Genomic DNA, 14,852 nt, shown 5'->3' on the forward strand with positions numbered 1-14,852 from the left:
TGCGAAGACCAACGTCACCGGACAAGCCGACCCGGAATTCGGCTGCGTCTTTTGGTCTGGTCGGGAGCTGGTGCGGACCGACGGCAGAGAGGCTGGCGGGCGTCACGGGTATGGGGTCCTGGCCGCCTCGGCCCGGCGGACAGCGTCGCGGAACCGGCTTTCGAGGAACGGGCGTTCGACGAAGGGTACGTGACCGGGCAGGTCGCCGGGTCGCGGCCTCATCTGAGCCGACACGACGACCACGGCCACGTCCGGCCGACGGCAGGCGACTTCGCGGGCGAGCGCCAAGCCGTCCATGGGTCCTGGCATGCGCACGTCGGTCACCACCAGCACGACCCAGTCGTCGAGCCGTTCCAACGCCTGGGCGGCATTGCCGGCTTCGACCACGGCGTAGCCATCCGCCTCCAGCAGGTCGCGGACCTCCAGGCGGAAGATCATCTCGTCCTCGACCACCAGGGCGGTCTTCGCGTTCGGGGCATCCGTCATGGCGAGCGGCAACGGGCCGGCGGGCCCTTCGTTGCGCCGCATCGTCATGCGACGGCCTGGAAGTCGGCCAGCGACGCCTCGACGACGCAGGTCACCCCCTCCGGGCGGTAATCTAGGGCGAGGACGGCGTTGACCTGCGCGGTCAGCCCGCGCTCGATCAGCCGCGACCCGAACCCCTTTCGCGATGGCGGCACGACCGGCGGACCGCCGGTTTCCATCCATGCGATGCGCAGCCGGGGCGCGTCCGCCGGCCCCACCAGCGAGGAGGTCACCGACACGACGCCTTGGGGCACCGACAGAGCGCCGTACTTGACCGCGTTCGTGGTCGAGCTCGTGCAGGGTCAGGGCCAGGGACAGCGCGGCCTTGCCGCCGATCTCCACGTCCGGCCCCTCGAACCTGACGCGTCGCCCCGCCGATTCCTGCACCCCGACGCCTTCGCGGACAACCGCCGCCAGGGACGCGCTCTCGGCGGCGCCCCCGAGAAGCACGTCGTGCGCCTTGCCGAGCGCCACCAAGCGGCTGCCCAGGACCTCGCGTGCAGCATCCATGTCGGTGGCGCCGCGCAGCGTCGAGGCGGCGATGGCCTGCACCATCGCCAGCAGGTTCTTCATGCGGTGCGAGAGCTCCTGGTTCAGCAAGTCCTGCCGTTCCTCGGCCCGGCGGCGGGCGTCGATGTCGGCGACCGCGACGACCGCACCGACCACGGCGCCGGCCTCGTCGCGCATCGGCGCGCCCGCGATCTCGATCCAAAGGCGGCTGCCGTCGCCCCGCTGGTACTCGCAGCGCATCTCCGCGTGCTCGTGCCCTTCCCGGATGATGCGGCTGAGCGGGTATTCATCCGGTGCGACCCGGCGTCCGTCCTCGTGGAACGCGACCCATTCGCCGTAGCTCTCGACGTCGGGCGAGGGCAGGACCGAATGGCGGAAGATATCCTCCAACCGTCGGTTGCCCCCGACGATGCGCCCGGAGGGCGCCTCGGCGAACAGGATGCCCACCGGAACGGTGTCGAGGACTGCCCGGAGTGACGCCTCGCTCGCCTGCAGGGCTTGGCGCGCGCGGTGCTGTTCCGTCAGGTCGCGGGTTACGGTGCCGTAGCCCAGCTTGCGCCCGTCGGCCCCGCGCACGGGGAAGAGATTGTACAGGACCGGGACCGCTGCCCCGGTGACCACGTGACGGAAGTGCAGCTCGCCTTCCCAGAAGCCGTCCCGCTCGACCGCCGGCAGCACCTCGTCGAGGACGCGCGCGCGCTCCTCCGGCACGAAGTAGTCCACGATGGGCATGGCCCGGGCCGCGGCGAGGTCGGGCAGCCCGATGAGGCGGCGCCCGGCCTCGTTGACGAAGTCGACGCTCCCGTCGGGGGCCGCCAGGCCGATGAAGTCCTGGCTCTGCTCGACCAGCGCGGCGAGCCGGCGGGTCTCGGCATCGGCCCTGCGCTTGTCACCAACGTCGGCCAATACGGTCACCGCGGCCTGGATCGCACCCTCGGCGTCGCGCACGGGTCCGCTCGACACCTCCAGGAGGCGCATCTCACCCGTCCCGGGAATGCGGTAGCGCATCTCCTCGCCGCGCACCGTCTCGCCCCTCCTCAGGGCGCGTAGGGTCGGGTACTCGGCCGGCTCGTACCGGCGGCCGTCCGGGTGCATGGCGCCGTAGGAGACGTAGCGGGCGTCGCCCTCCGTCCCGAGCCCGTGGCCGAGGATCTCCTCGGCCTTGGCATTCAGCGACGACGGCACGCCGGCCTCCGCCCCGGCGATGGAGATGCCTACCGGGGCCTGGAGGAAGATCGCCTCCAGCAAGCCGCGCTCAAGCCCGAGCCGACGCTCGCTTTCCCGCATGGCGTCCTCGGCCCGCTTGCGAGCGGTCAGGTCGAGCATGGCGCCGATCATGCGGCAGGCCCGGCCTTCGGCGTCGCGCATGACGTGGCCGCGGTCGAACACATGGGCATAGGACTCCGTCCGCGCGGCGGAAACGGTACTCGTCCGACCAGGTCGTGCCGTCGCCGTCGATGACCGCGTGGATGGAGGCATCGATGCGGGCGCGGTCCTCGGGATGGATCTGCGCGACCCACCAGTCTCCCGTCGGCTCGACCGTCGCGGGGGCATGGCCGTAAGCTTCGGTCAGGGCCTCGTTCCAGAGCACGTGGTTGGTGGCGAGGTCCCAGTCCCAGATCGCGTCGTTCGTGGCCCGGGCCGCCAACCGGTAACGGTCCTGGCTCTCCTGCAGGCGGAGGGCGGCTTCCTTCTGCTCCGTCCGGTCGCGCAGGATCTTCACGAAGCCGATGGCCGCGCCGGCCTCGTCGCGCAGCACCATCATCTCGCCGTTGGCCCAGAAGCGCTCGCCGTCGCGACGCAGGTGCCAGCGCTCGTCGATGCCGGTGCCCGTCTCCAGCGCCGAGCGCATCTCCTCGGCCGGGATGCCGTCGCGCCGGTCCTCGGGCGTGAAGAACGCGTCGGCGGCCCGGCCGCACATCTCCTCCGGACGCCAGCCGAGGATGCGGGTCGCGCCCGCGTTCCAGTCCGTGACCCGGCCGTCGAGGTCGAGCAGGATGATGGCGTAGTCCTGGGCGCTGTCGAACACGGCGCGGCGTCGGTACTCCGTAAGGGCGGCCGCCCGCGTGGCGACGCGCTCACCGGCCTCGGCGAGGCCGGAGGCCACCGAACCTGCGAAGACGCCGAGGATCCGCATGTCCTCCTCGACGAAGGCATCGGGCCGGCTCGACTGCAGCTTCAGGACGCCCACGACGACGCCCCCGCGTCGAACCGGGACCAGGAGGCAGGACCTCAGGCGCAGGCTCTCCGCGAGATCCCGCTCGACCCGATGGTCCCGCAGGACGTCGGGGACGGAGAGGGGCACGTCATCCCGGTAACAGGCCCCCGAGAGGCTCGCGAGGATCGGAAGGCGCAGGCCCAGGTGCGGCGCAAGGCCGTCGGTGACCGCCCGATAGACGAGGTCCTCGCCCTCGCGGATCTCGACCGCCCCCGCCTCGGCGGAGGTGACGGCGCGCATCGCTCCCGCGAGCACGGCACGGAAACTCGCGTCGAGGTCGCCACCCGCCGCCGCGACCCCGGCCAGCGTCACCCCGACCGCCTCGCCCTGGCGGCCGGACCTATCGCGGTCAACGAGGGAGCGTCGCAGCAGGAGTTGGTCCATGACCTGCCGGGCGAGCGCTTCCAGGTCCTCGACCTGTTCCGGTGAGAGACCTTCCGGGCGCGGGACGTGGTCGATCACGCACAGGCTGCCGAGCACTTGCCCCTCGGGCGTGCGCAAGGGGGCGCCGGCGTAGAAGCGCAGGTGCGGCTCGCCGGTCACGAGCGGGTTGTCGCGGGTGCGGGGGTCGCGCGTCAGGTCGGGGATCTGGAGGATGTCCGGCTCGGCGAGCACGAACTTGCACACCGAGCGGTCGAGGTCGGTCTCGCATGGCGGGAAACCGGCGCGGGCCTTGAACCATTGCCGGTCCCGGTCGACGAGGCTGACGAGGGCGACAGGCACGGCGCAGAGGCGGCGCGCGAGGTTGACGATGTCGTCGAACCCACGCTCGGGCGGGGTGTCGAGGATATCGAAGGCATCGAGCGTGGCGAGACGGGCATCGTCCCTGACTGGAGGCGGGACAGTGAGAGCGACGTTCATTTGACCGTCTCCCGCAGGGTGACCGCGGCGGAAGGCGGCTTGAGTTTGTCGGGTTCTACCGCATCGACGGCGACCATCCGGCCACCCGGGGCGTAGACCGCGCCGAGCACCTCGGAGAAATGGTGCCGCACGGCGGCGTGGCATTCGCACGACGCCGCCTCGGCGCGCTTTCGGTCCGGCAGCGTCAGGCGTCGGTGGCCGATCTCGATCAGGCCCTCGCGCTGCATCCGCCCTAGCACCTCCGTCAGGTAGGCGCGGCGCACGCCGAGCATGTCGGCGAGGATCTCGTGGGTCACCGGCAGGTCCGGCGTCCCGAGACGGTCCTGTAGGGTCAGCAGCCAGCGCAGGCAGCGCCGTTCGATGGTGTGTGCGGCGTTGCAGGCGACCGACTGGAGCACCTGCGCAAGCAGGCAATCGGCGTAGCGCACGAACAGGTCGCGGACGGTCTTCGAGGCGTGCTTGGCCTCGGCGAGCCGGTCCGCGTCGATGCGGATGACCGGGCCGCCGACCTGGACCACCGCCTGCCCGAAGGCGGGCAGGTAGCCCTGGCTGACAACGCCGCCGATGGCGCCCTCGCGCCCCACCGTGGCGGTCTCGACGGACTTGCCGTCGATGAGCGGCACGACCAGCGTGACCACGCAGCCGTGGGCCGGGAAGGTGACGTGGCTGACGTCGTCGCCTGCCCGGAACAGCACGTCGCCGCGTTCCACCTCTCGCCGCTCGGCATGCGGGGCCAGCAGGCGCCGGTCGGCGTCGTCGAGGGCTTCGAGCAGCAGGTTGCCGTCGATGGCGCGTGGGGTGGTGATGGTCACGGGAATCGTCGGTCGGCGGCAGGCGGGTTGTCCGATAGCGGACTTCCGGGCGCAAAGATGTCCGATATCTGACAAGTGATCGGAGTTTCCTCCCGCCGCCTTCGGCCCTCGTGCCGAAAAAGTATACCGGTACGAAATGACCTGGGCGGCGTTAGGGAGGGGCGTGCCGGTCCTTGCCCGGCGGCAGGGAGTTCAGCGTATGCCGACGGACATGACGGACGCCGTGAAACCGCCGGCCCAGGTACCGCCACCCCTCGTGCCCGGCCTGCGCGGCCTGCTGACCCTCGCCGTCGGCGTCGTGCTGATCACCGCCCTTTATTTCGGCCGCGAGGTGTTCGTCCCCCTCGTCCTGGCGGTGCTCCTCAGCTTCGTCCTGGGGCCGGTGGTCAACCTGCTGCGACGCCTCAGGCTCGGACGGGTGCCCTCCGTGATCGTGGCCGTGCTGCTCGCCCTGGCCGTACTCGGCGGCATCGGGGCGGTCATCGGCACCCAGGTCGCGGGGCTCGCCGGCAACCTGCCGCAATACCAGTCGACCGTGCAGAAGAAGTTCGCCGGCCTGCAGCAGGGCTGGCTCGGCGAGGCCAACCGGGTCATCGCCAAGTTCAGCCATCAGGTCCAGGACGCGACGCAGAAGGCCGACGCCGCCGGGACCACGGCGGGGACCGGCCCCGCGGGCGAGACGCCGAAGGCGCAGCTCGTGCGGGTCCAGGAGCCCGAGCTCTCGCCGCTCGCGCTGGCCGAGAAGGTGCTCGGCCCGGTCGTCGAGCCGCTGACCACGGTCGGCATCGTGCTCGTCGTGGTGGTGTTCCTGCTCCTGCAGCGCGAGGACCTGCGCAATCGCATGATCCGCCTGTTCGGGTCGAGCGACCTGCACCGGACCACCGTGGCGATGGACGACGCCGCGGGCCGGCTCGAGACCTACTTCCTCGCCCAGCTCGGCATGAACGCGGCCTTCGGCGTCATCGTCGGCGTGGGGCTGTGGTTCATCGGCGTGCCCAACCCGCTACTCTGGGGCGTGCTCTCCGCCATCATGCGCTTCATCCCCTACATCGGCGCCATCGTCTCGGGCGTTTTCCCCGTGGCACTGGCGGCCGCCGTCGACCCGGGCTGGTCGATGGTCATCGCGACCGCGGCCCTGTTCCTGATCGCCGAACCCTTCTTCGGGCAGGTGGTCGAGCCGCTCCTCTACGGCCATTCCACCGGCCTTTCGCCCTTCGCCGTGATCGTCTCGACGCTGTTCTGGGGATTCCTCTGGGGACCCATCGGCCTGATCCTGGCCACCCCGTTCACGGTCTGCCTCGTCGTGCTTGGCCGCCACGTCGACAGCCTGGAGTTCCTCGACGTGCTGCTCGGCGACCGGCCGCCCCTGACGCCGGTGGAGAACTTCTACCAGCGCATGCTCGCCGGCGACCCGGACGAGGTCCGTGAGATCGCCGAGGGTATGCTGAAGGAGCGTTCGCTGTCCTCGTACTACGACGAGGTGGCGCTCAAGGGGCTGCAGCTCGCCGCCAACGACTACGCCCGCGGGGTCGTGACGCCGGCGCAGCTTGAGAACATCCGCTCCTCTTCGCGTTCCCTCGTCGAGGATTTCGAGGACCACCAGGACGCCGAGCCGAGCAATGAGGGTATGGCCGTGAACCCGGCGGACACGCCGACGCTGGCCGAACGGACGCATCCGAAGACCGAGGCCGTGCCCGGCCACGCGGCGCCCCGCGAAGAGCTCCCGGATGGTTGGCGCGGTGAGGCACCGGTCCTGTGCCTCGCCGGCCGTGGCCCCCTCGACGAGGCCTCTTCGGCGATGCTGGCGCAATTGCTGCGCAAGCACGGCCTGGGAGCCCGGGTCGCCCCGTACCAAGCCGCCTCGCGCGAGGGCATCCGCGACCTCGACATGAAGGACGTGGCAATGGTCTGCGTCTCCTACCTCGACATCACCGGCAATCCCTCGCACCTGCGCTACCTGCTGGAGCGGTTGCGGCGGCGGGCGCCGGGCGTGCCGATCCTGGTCGGACTGTGGCCGGTGGGCGAGAAGGTGCTCACCGACGCCGCAGTGGGGCGCGAGGTCGGCGCCGATGCCTACGTCTCGTCACTGCGCGACGCGGTCGAGGCGTGCCTCCGGTCTGCCGGCCACACGAGCAAGGTCGACCGGGACGCCGCTTGAGGCGTTCGCTTCTAAGCTTCCGTGGCGGGACCGCCCTCAGGGCGAAAGACGCCACGGCGAGCTAGACAGTAATCGCCGGAACATCTCCCAAGCGTGGCCGTTGTGACCGCAACATACAGCCACGCTTCGAGCTCGCCGCCGTGAAGACCCTCGCCACCCTCTCCCTCGCTGCCCTCGGCCTTGCAGTCTCCCTCGCTCCCGCCTCGGCCGAGGACCGCTCGGTCACCGTCTACACGGGCGCCGGCGGCATCACCGTGCCGGCCTCCGCCCTTGCCGCCCCGCAGCCCGCGCGGAAGGCGGCCACGGACGTCGCTCCGGCCCGCAACGTCCGCGTCGTCCTCGCCTCGCCGTACCGGGCCATGAACTGAACTCCGACCCTTCCCCTCGACCGAACACAGGCAATCCCAGGGAGCCCATCAGCATGACCGTCAGGACCGTGATCGCCGCCGCCGCCCTCGCGATGGGCCTCGCCTCGGGCGCCCAGGCCCAGGGCTTGGTGCGCGGTGCCGAGGAGGGGGCCGCGGCGGGCCGTGCCACCGGCGGACCCATCGGCGAGATCGTCGGCGGCGCCATCGGCGCGGCGACCGGCACCGTCAACGGCATCCTCGGCGTCGACACCCGCCCGCGCTTCCGCAGCTACGTGGTCCGCGAGCAGCGGCCCTCGTACACCTTCGGCGACCAGGTCCGCGTCGGCACCGTGCTGCCCTCGGACGGCGTGACCTACTACGAGGTACCGGCCGAGTACGGCGTGAGCGGCTACCGCTACACCGTCATCAATGGGCAACCCGTCCTCGTGGAGCCGGGCAGCCGCCGCATCGTCGAGATCATCGACTGACGGTCGCCCAGGCATTCGGAAGCCGTGGATCGCCGGCCCGCCCCGAGGCGGGCCGGGTAGCTGCGGCGACCGGCTGCCCTGACGCCCTCGAATGAACCCGAACGGTGCTATGATGGATGGTTGCGTCGAGGAGCGACACACGGAGGCTCCGGGCAATTCCCGGCGACGCCATCTATGCGAGAGGCGGCAGGCGATGGGGGGCGGGCCTTGCTGATGGCGACCCTGGTCCTTGCGGGCGCATCCACCGCGGTCGCCCAGGAGCAGCCGATCACGAGCCCGCAGGACGCGCAGTGCCGGGACGAGGCCCGGGACCAAGTGTTCTCCGCACCGAACCCGAAGCGGCTCTCGCCCTTCGACCTGGGGGCGGAAATCTACCACGCCTGCATGCGCCGCCTCGGCGCCGAGGGGAAACCACCGCGCGGATGATCGAGGTCGCGCTTCGGCGTCGGCCGAGACTGCGACGACGCGAAAGGACGACGCATCCGGCAGGACGCACTGTGATGGCGTCAGCCCCCGATGGAGCGCCCGATTCGTCGCTGAAGCTGGGACAGGGCGGCCGCCGAGCCACGCAGCTCCATCGCACGGATGCGCTGGCTGCGGGCCAGTACCCGCAAGGTGGGAACGTGCACGTCCATGGGCCTGTGCGCCGCCAGGGAGGCCAGCGCGTCCGCATGGGCCTCCCGTCCGACGGCCTCGTCCAGCAAGCGGCGCCTCTCGACGCCTGTCCCGTCGCGCATCTCGCCCCGTTAGGTCGCAGAACCGTCCCCCCCGGGGAATGCCGCCGGATAGGCATCGATCAATCGGCCACGGCTTCGACGGACCGGGAAGCCGTCTCCAGCGCCTGGCATTCGGGGCAAGTCGCGATCACGGGAAGACTTCGTGCGGCACCGGCGCGGCGTGCCTGGGGGATACCGGTGCGGGCACGTTCACCCCGGCTGCGAGGCGGCGAGCCGGGCCCGCGGCGCGAAATGTCGCCCGGGCTCGGCTCGCCCAGGGGGTGGAACTCCCGGCCGATAAGGTGCATTGGACCCGCCGTGTCTGGCGTATTCGCCATCGACGACCGCTGGCGTGGCCAGTCCTGCAACGTCCCCAAGGCTCGCACGCAGGGTGCCGGCCCGATCCCCGCGAAAGGTCGTGCCCGTGCCGAACTCCCGGCAACCGCTGCAGTCGAAGGCCGCCGCCAACGCGCCCCTGGTGAGCCTGCGGCGCGGGAGCGACCAGCTGTTCGAGACCGAGCGTCGTCTCAACGCGGTCCTGAACAACGCCTCCGTGTCGATCTTCCTGATGGATGACCGGCAGCACTGCATCTACATGAACCGCGCCGCCGAGCAGCTGACCGGCTGGACGCTTCCCGAGGTGCTCGCCCGCGACTGCCCGTTGCACGACATCGTGCATCACACCTACCCAGACGGGCGCCCGTTCCCCCTGGAGGAATGCGCCATCGACCGCGCCTTCCCGGAGAACAACCAGGAGCGCGGCGAGGAAGTCTTCGTCCACCGGGACGGACACTTCTATCCCGTGGGCTTCACCGCCAGCCCGATCCGCGACGATGCCGCCAACATCATCGGCACGATCATCGAGGTCCGCGACATCAGCGAGGAGAAGGCGGCGGCCGAGCGTCAGCGCCTTCTCATCAACGAACTGAACCACCGGGTGAAGAACACCCTGGCGACGGTGCAGTCCATCGCCGCGCAGACCTTCCGCGGGCAGACGGACCAAGCGGTCCGCGCCGTGTTCGACGCCCGCATGGCCGCCCTGTCGAACGCCCACAACGTTCTGGTCGAGGACAACTGGGAGAGCGCCAGCCTGAGCCAGGTGATCGAGCGGGCGCTGGCCCCCCACCTTTTGGCGGAGGTCGATGTTAACCGTTTCCGGCTACAAGGGCCGGACGCCCGGCTGCATCCCAAGGTGGCGGTGACGTTGGCGATGGCTTTGCATGAGCTGATGACCAACGCCGCCAAGTACGGCGCCCTCACGGTTCCCGAAGGTCAGGTCGCGGTGACGTGGTCCCTGCGTGACGGGGACGACGACCGCCAGCAGCTCGACCTGCTCTGGGAGGAGCGCGGCGGACCGCCGGTCACGCCGCCGACCCGCAAGGGGTTCGGCTCCCGCCTGATCGAGCGGCAGCTGCCCATGGAGTTCGACGGCAGCGCCATGATCACCTACGCCCCGGGGGGCGTCACCTGCAGGCTGGAGATCCCGCTGACCACCCTCGGGTGGGTCGGCCAGGAAGCCGTGGAAGGGCGGCGCGTGCCATGACGTCGTTGGTCGGACGCCGTGTGCTGCTGGTCGAGGACGAGAGCCTCGTCGCCATGCTCGCGGAGGACATGCTACTCGACCTCGGCTGCGAGGTGACCGTCGCCATGCGCCTCGACAAGGCGCTCGGCCTGGCCCGGTCCGAGTCCTTCGACCTCGCCGTGCTCGACGTGAACCTCGGCGATGCGCGGAGCTATCCGGTCGCCGACTTGCTCCATGAGAGCGGCACCCCTTTCATGTTCGCAACAGGCTACGGCCAGAAGGGTCTGGAGGGAAGCTATCGGAACGTGCCAGTGCTGCAGAAGCCCTATCAGGCCGAGCCGCTGGAGCACCTACTCGTCCGCCTGCTGACCGGCGAGTTGCCCCTTCGCGATGGCGGCAGGGACCTGCCGCCGGCATGCCGGTGCCAGGATCCACAGGCAGGCGGCTTTCGCGCCGACCCAGTCCGCTAGGCTGCGCTGGCCGGGGTCTAGCGTTCGGCCCCCGGCCCGGGATGGGCATGACCGAGATGCCACGCGGCCGGGTCCGCCCGCGAGGATCGCCCGGCCGCGTGGCATCTTACCGGAGCGTCGGGGACTCGCCGGGCTGCAGGTGCCGGTCGCCGCCGTCCGGACCGCCGGGCGAGACGTGATCATTCAGGCGAGCCAGGTGCTCGAAGACGTGCTCGAAGGCGGCGGTGACGGCCCTCTCGAAGCTGCCGTCGCCCTTGCCCTGGGCGTCCCTCAGCGCGCCCAGCAACTCGCGATGCTTCTCGGTATCCGTGGACATGGTGTTCCTTTCCGTCCGGGCCTGCCCCGGGGCCGAGGGGAAGCCCCGGCCGCCAGCGGCGGTTCCGGAGGCAGCGGCCGGCAGGCCGCAGCCCGAACGCTTTGCTGGGCCAATCCAGGCCTAGGCGCCTACCGCCGGCCCAACGGCAGCCGGACGTGTATCCGTAGGCCGTCGCCCTCGAAGGCGACGTCGACCTCGGCCGCAACCTGGGCCGTCAGGATCTTGTTCAGGAGCCGGGTCCCGAACCCCTCGCGCGTGGGCAGCGTCGGCGGCGGCCCGTCATGCTCGTTCCAGGTCCAGGAGAGCCACGGGCCTGAAGGGCCGTCCTCGGTCGCCCAGGTCACCACGACCCGTCCGCCCGGATGGCCGAGGGCCCCATGGCGCAGGGCGTTGGTCGTCAGTTCGTGCAGCGCCATGCTGACCGGCACCGCGACATCCGACGGCAGCTTGAGCGGCGGCCCTTCGAGGCGGATCCGGTCTCCCTCGCGGTAGGGGTCGAGCTCCGCCCGGAGCAGGCCCTCGAATGACGCGACCTGCGCCTCGTCCTCGGTGATCAGCGCGTGGGTCCGGGCCAGCGACACGATGCGGCCGCCGAAGGCCTTGGAGAATTCAGCCATCGTAACCGACGAGCGCATCGTCGCGTTCAGGACGGCCTGGACCATGGCCAGCGTGTTCTTCACCCGATGGTGGAGTTCGCGCACCATTAGCGCTTGGCGGTCCTCGAACGCGCGACGCTCGGTGACGTCCCGCTGGGCCGAGACCCAGTTGGTGATGCGCCCGTCCGCGTTATGGACCGGGGTGATCAGCCATTCGACCCGGTAGGTCGTCCCGTCCTTGCGGTAGTTCAGCGCCTCGCCCTGGAAGGCCTCGCCGGCCTCCAACGAGGCACGGGTCCTGTCCAGGGCCGCCCGGTCGGTGCCCGGCCCCTGCAGGAAGCGCGGGCTGCGCCCGACCGCTTCCTCCGCCTCGTAGCAGGATAGCTTGGTGAAGGCCGGGTTGGCGTAGAGGATGACAGGACCGGGCTCGTCGAGGTCGGCGGTAGTGATGAGGATGGCCTCACCAGTCGCCTCGACCGCGGCCCTCAGCAGCCTGAGGTCGATCCCGTCAGCCCCGTCCTCCCCTGCACGCGACACTCGAAACCCACCCTCGGACCCTGACACGGATTACAATCCGTCCGAAGGAACTCGGTTGCCCGCGGCGACACGGCGCGACTTGATCATCGATATGGAGGATTTTGACAGCGTATCCGTCGTTCGGTTCTACGAGAGGCCCCGTTACGCGAAACGGGGGTGTTCGAAGGGTTGAGGGGTCGATCTGCGACCACGAATTATTTGTCACAACTTAAGAATGTCGTGGCCGCCGGCTTGACCCATGTCCGCTTCGTAGACGCACACGGGGGCCATCTAGTGACTGGAAGGGGCGCTAAGCAGCCATAGGAGCGGTCCAGCACACATCCGCTTTCGGGATCCGCTCCGGGTTCGACATGGCCGATCCCGTAGGTACCCTTTCAGCCAGAAGCCCGGCATCCGAGGCTGCCACGTATAGCAGGCCGATGATGACGAGCACTACGACGGCGGTGGTCCATCTCTGGGTCGAGCGGTAGGCTGCGATGGCATCGTCCAATGGCTGTTTCGCCAACGCCTTGTAATCGTCCTCATCGAGGAATGCATAAAGTTTGGACCGCCACGCCAACCTGGAATCCTCGCTGGCATTCAGGAACCTGGCGTTCGTCCTGACGCTCATCGCGTAGGACAAGCCGACGTAGGCGGCGACCATCACGTAGACCCATGAGAGTTTGCCGGCGTCGACAGGTACCTTGGTCATGTCGGTGGCGGCGCGCAGAGCGTTCAGGCCGATGACCACGGCCACGTCGCGCCAGACGCCCGCCGAGAGGTCGCGCGTCTGCTGCATGAGCTTCTGCACCTCGTCCGAAAGCGTCTTCCTCAGATCGGCGAGGGCTTTGAGGATGTCCTTGCTGCCGGTGCGCAGGTGGGCCTTATAGACGAGCGACGCCGAGTCCAGCGCCGTGGGCAACCGAACCGGCAGGCCCGCGCCGAAGGTCTGGCCCGGGCTCCATTCGCGCGCGAGTTCGGATGTCAGGAAGGTGTGCCTGACCTCGATGTCGGACCCCTGGGTGTAGACCCAGGCAGCCGCCCGCTGCAGGAGCGCGAACGTGTCCGGCTTCTTCGGCGCTTCCCCCAGGTCGATCCGCCGGGGCGGCTGCCCGGACAAAGCCACGCGGGCCACGGTATCGTCCCGGTACAATTCGGTGGGCAGCGAACGGACGATCATGTCGGTCGCGATGCCGCGCCACGTCTCGTACCCCACCGAACCGGAGGGGGCCTCGCCCTTCAGCAGCCATGGACGGATGGACCGTGGCGCCATGAGGTTCGACGCCTGGCATCGAACCTGACGTCGGGGACCCGTGTCCGGCGACGGTTCAGGCGGCATCTCCGGTCGAGGTGGTCCGACCCAAGGTTCGACGACGAAGCCGTCCGTTGCGAAAGACGTGTCGTCGAACGCGAGACGCACGACGGAGACGCCGTACGGAGCCCGCTCGCCCAGTAGGAAGCTTCGCCAGCCCTCGGGGGTGAACACGTAGGCCGCATGGGCGCCGCCATCGTACCGGATCGATAGGCGAACTCGGTCACCGTCGAGGACGTCGGCCGGACGGACATGGTCATCGGACTCGTCCACGCACAAGACCTGCAGCCAGTCACCGTCGTCGGCGATGCGTTGCCAAGCCTCCAATGCGGCACGATCCAGCACTCCCGCGACCTGCAGGTGTCCGAGGTCCTCGCTGACGGAGAACCCAAGCGCCGGACGGCTGAGCTCAACCGCGGCGTGGACTTGTTTCGATCTCGGCATCGTCCCTCGTCACGCCCGACGTCACAATCACGATCTCCCAGCGCTTGTCGTCCCTCTGCACGACGGACGGGCGCTTGCCCGCGTCGTAGAGGACCTGAACGCCCTCGGCGGTCTCAATGACGTGCCGCCGCGGCTTCTGCACACGTTCGGGATCGACGTCGAACGTCTCCTCGGAGACGCCTTGGTCCCGCAGCTTTTTCTTCAGCGTCTTGCGTAGGGGAGCATCCGCGGCCAACGGACCGAATACCGCCGTCAAAAGGGGCTCGCAGTCGTCCGGGTCGAAGCGCAGCCCAAGCTGCATGGTCGAGTAGATCCGGTTGACGCCGCTGCGCTGGACATCGTCGGGGAGAGACTTCCGGTGCTCCTTGAACGTGTCCTTCAGGGCGTTCACCAACTTCTCGCTCATGTCGACGGGGGCGTTGACGCGCCGAGCACGCAGGAAGCCCTCGAAATAATCTGAGATGTGGGCCACGTTGCTGCGGTCGCGCACCATGATGCGGCCGCCGGCGGCCTCGTCGAGGCGAACCAAGGCGATCTTCTGCATCGCCTCCGGCTTCCTTACGAACGACTCCTGAAACCGCTCAAGCTTGGGCACCGCGGCGGCGTCCAGCTCGTCGATGACGTACCGAACCACGTCCTCGTTGTCGTATTTGACGAGGGCGTAGATCGTAATCCCTTCGCCCGCCGTCATCTCGAAGATGAAGAACACCCCCATGCTCATCGCCGTCTTGTGACGCGACTGGAAATCCAGGGCTAGCTTTCGGGTTTCGTCTGTGAAGTCTCCTCCGTCTGCGATCCCGCGAAGGAGTGCCTCCGTAGGAGAATGCTCCCTGAAAGCGAACAAGTTGCCGCGCAGCGACGACTTTACTCTCTCTAGAAAGAAATCCTGGTGCTGCGGTGGTTTAATCTCATTCAGTAGTATCGGTTCGTCGAGTTTTTTCCCAACGACGTGGAAAATCATACGCTTTATCGATAGTGCGTCTTTTTCATCATCCGATAAGAAGCTCATGCCACCCCGCCGGATTTATCCCGTCAACTCGA

At 69.2% G+C, this 14,852-nt stretch carries 14 protein-coding genes; 6 read left to right on the forward strand and 8 right to left on the reverse strand.

The genetic code is table 11. The annotated features are described in order from the left end of the window. Nucleotides 1-102: 102 nt before the first annotated feature. Genes ACFQE0_RS17530 through ACFQE0_RS17540 form a run of 3 tightly spaced genes read right to left on the reverse strand, consistent with a single transcriptional unit; the run spans nt 103 to nt 4,926 of the window. Nucleotides 103-2,403, reverse strand: a complete 2,301-nt coding sequence (locus ACFQE0_RS17530) for a PAS domain S-box protein (RefSeq protein ID WP_378971918.1) — start codon at nt 2,401-2,403, stop codon at nt 103-105. Further along, the gene (locus ACFQE0_RS17535; RefSeq protein ID WP_378971920.1) at nt 2,291-4,114 is read right to left on the reverse strand and encodes a GAF domain-containing protein; all 1,824 of its coding nucleotides are present in this window, start codon (nt 4,112-4,114) and stop codon (nt 2,291-2,293) included. The genes ACFQE0_RS17530 and ACFQE0_RS17535 overlap by 113 nt, the downstream gene beginning before the upstream one ends. Further along, nucleotides 4,111-4,926: a Crp/Fnr family transcriptional regulator gene (locus tag ACFQE0_RS17540; protein WP_378971922.1), complete on the reverse strand. Its 816-nt coding sequence runs from the start codon at nt 4,924-4,926 to the stop codon at nt 4,111-4,113. Before ACFQE0_RS17540 ends, ACFQE0_RS17535 begins: the two co-directional genes overlap by 4 nt. A 199-nt stretch (nt 4,927-5,125) precedes the next feature. Here ACFQE0_RS17540 and ACFQE0_RS17545 point away from each other — a divergent pair, with 199 nt between their 5' ends. The 4 genes from ACFQE0_RS17545 (at nt 5,126) to ACFQE0_RS17560 (ending at nt 8,345) form a co-directional block, all read left to right on the forward strand. Continuing rightward, nucleotides 5,126-7,084, forward strand: a complete 1,959-nt coding sequence (locus ACFQE0_RS17545) for an AI-2E family transporter (RefSeq protein ID WP_378971924.1) — start codon at nt 5,126-5,128, stop codon at nt 7,082-7,084. Between the two features lie 140 nt (nt 7,085-7,224). Further along, entirely contained in the window at nt 7,225-7,452 is a 228-nt protein-coding gene (locus ACFQE0_RS17550; protein ID WP_378971926.1) for a hypothetical protein, read from the forward strand. Nucleotides 7,453-7,505: 53 nt separating this feature from the next. Then, entirely contained in the window at nt 7,506-7,919 is a 414-nt protein-coding gene (locus ACFQE0_RS17555; protein WP_378971928.1) for a DUF1236 domain-containing protein, read from the forward strand. Nucleotides 7,920-8,132: 213 nt separating this feature from the next. Further along, nucleotides 8,133-8,345 carry a hypothetical protein gene (locus tag ACFQE0_RS17560; protein ID WP_378971930.1) on the forward strand — a complete coding sequence of 71 codons (213 nt, stop codon included), beginning with the start codon at nt 8,133-8,135 and terminating at the stop codon, nt 8,343-8,345. A gap of 80 nt (nt 8,346-8,425) precedes the next feature. Here ACFQE0_RS17560 and ACFQE0_RS17565 read toward each other — a convergent pair whose 3' ends face one another. Beyond that, the gene (locus ACFQE0_RS17565) at nt 8,426-8,656 is read right to left on the reverse strand and encodes a hypothetical protein (protein ID WP_378971932.1); all 231 of its coding nucleotides are present in this window, start codon (nt 8,654-8,656) and stop codon (nt 8,426-8,428) included. Between the two features lie 403 nt (nt 8,657-9,059). Here ACFQE0_RS17565 and ACFQE0_RS17570 point away from each other — a divergent pair, with 403 nt between their 5' ends. Both ACFQE0_RS17570 and ACFQE0_RS17575 read left to right on the forward strand, forming a co-directional pair. Then, nucleotides 9,060-10,178, forward strand: coding sequence for a sensor histidine kinase (locus ACFQE0_RS17570; protein ID WP_378971934.1), 1,119 nt, complete (start codon nt 9,060-9,062; stop codon nt 10,176-10,178). After that, on the forward strand, nt 10,175-10,627 hold the full coding sequence (locus tag ACFQE0_RS17575) for a response regulator (protein ID WP_378971935.1): 453 nt from the start codon (nt 10,175-10,177) through the stop codon (nt 10,625-10,627). Before ACFQE0_RS17570 ends, ACFQE0_RS17575 begins: the two co-directional genes overlap by 4 nt. Nucleotides 10,628-10,733: 106 nt before the next feature. On the opposite strand, the gene ACFQE0_RS17580 is transcribed toward ACFQE0_RS17575, so the two are convergent. The 4 genes from ACFQE0_RS17580 to ACFQE0_RS17595 form a co-directional block, all read right to left on the reverse strand. Then, nucleotides 10,734-10,943: a hypothetical protein gene (locus tag ACFQE0_RS17580; RefSeq protein WP_378971936.1), complete on the reverse strand. Its 210-nt coding sequence runs from the start codon at nt 10,941-10,943 to the stop codon at nt 10,734-10,736. 128 nt (nt 10,944-11,071) lie between these two features. Further along, nucleotides 11,072-12,076, reverse strand: coding sequence for an HWE histidine kinase domain-containing protein (locus ACFQE0_RS17585; protein WP_378971938.1), 1,005 nt, complete (start codon nt 12,074-12,076; stop codon nt 11,072-11,074). 289 nt (nt 12,077-12,365) lie between these two features. Beyond that, nucleotides 12,366-13,712: a hypothetical protein gene (locus ACFQE0_RS17590; RefSeq protein WP_378971940.1), complete on the reverse strand. Its 1,347-nt coding sequence runs from the start codon at nt 13,710-13,712 to the stop codon at nt 12,366-12,368. Nucleotides 13,713-13,776: 64 nt separating this feature from the next. Next, nucleotides 13,777-14,820 (reverse strand): nucleoid-associated protein, encoded by a 1,044-nt coding sequence (locus ACFQE0_RS17595; RefSeq protein WP_378971942.1) that lies wholly within the window; start codon nt 14,818-14,820, stop codon nt 13,777-13,779. Nucleotides 14,821-14,852 lie beyond the last annotated feature (32 nt).

Origin of the sequence: Methylobacterium komagatae, from assembly GCF_042661665.1 — a bacterium.
In the GTDB taxonomy this organism is placed as follows: domain Bacteria; phylum Pseudomonadota; class Alphaproteobacteria; order Rhizobiales; family Beijerinckiaceae; genus Methylobacterium; species Methylobacterium komagatae.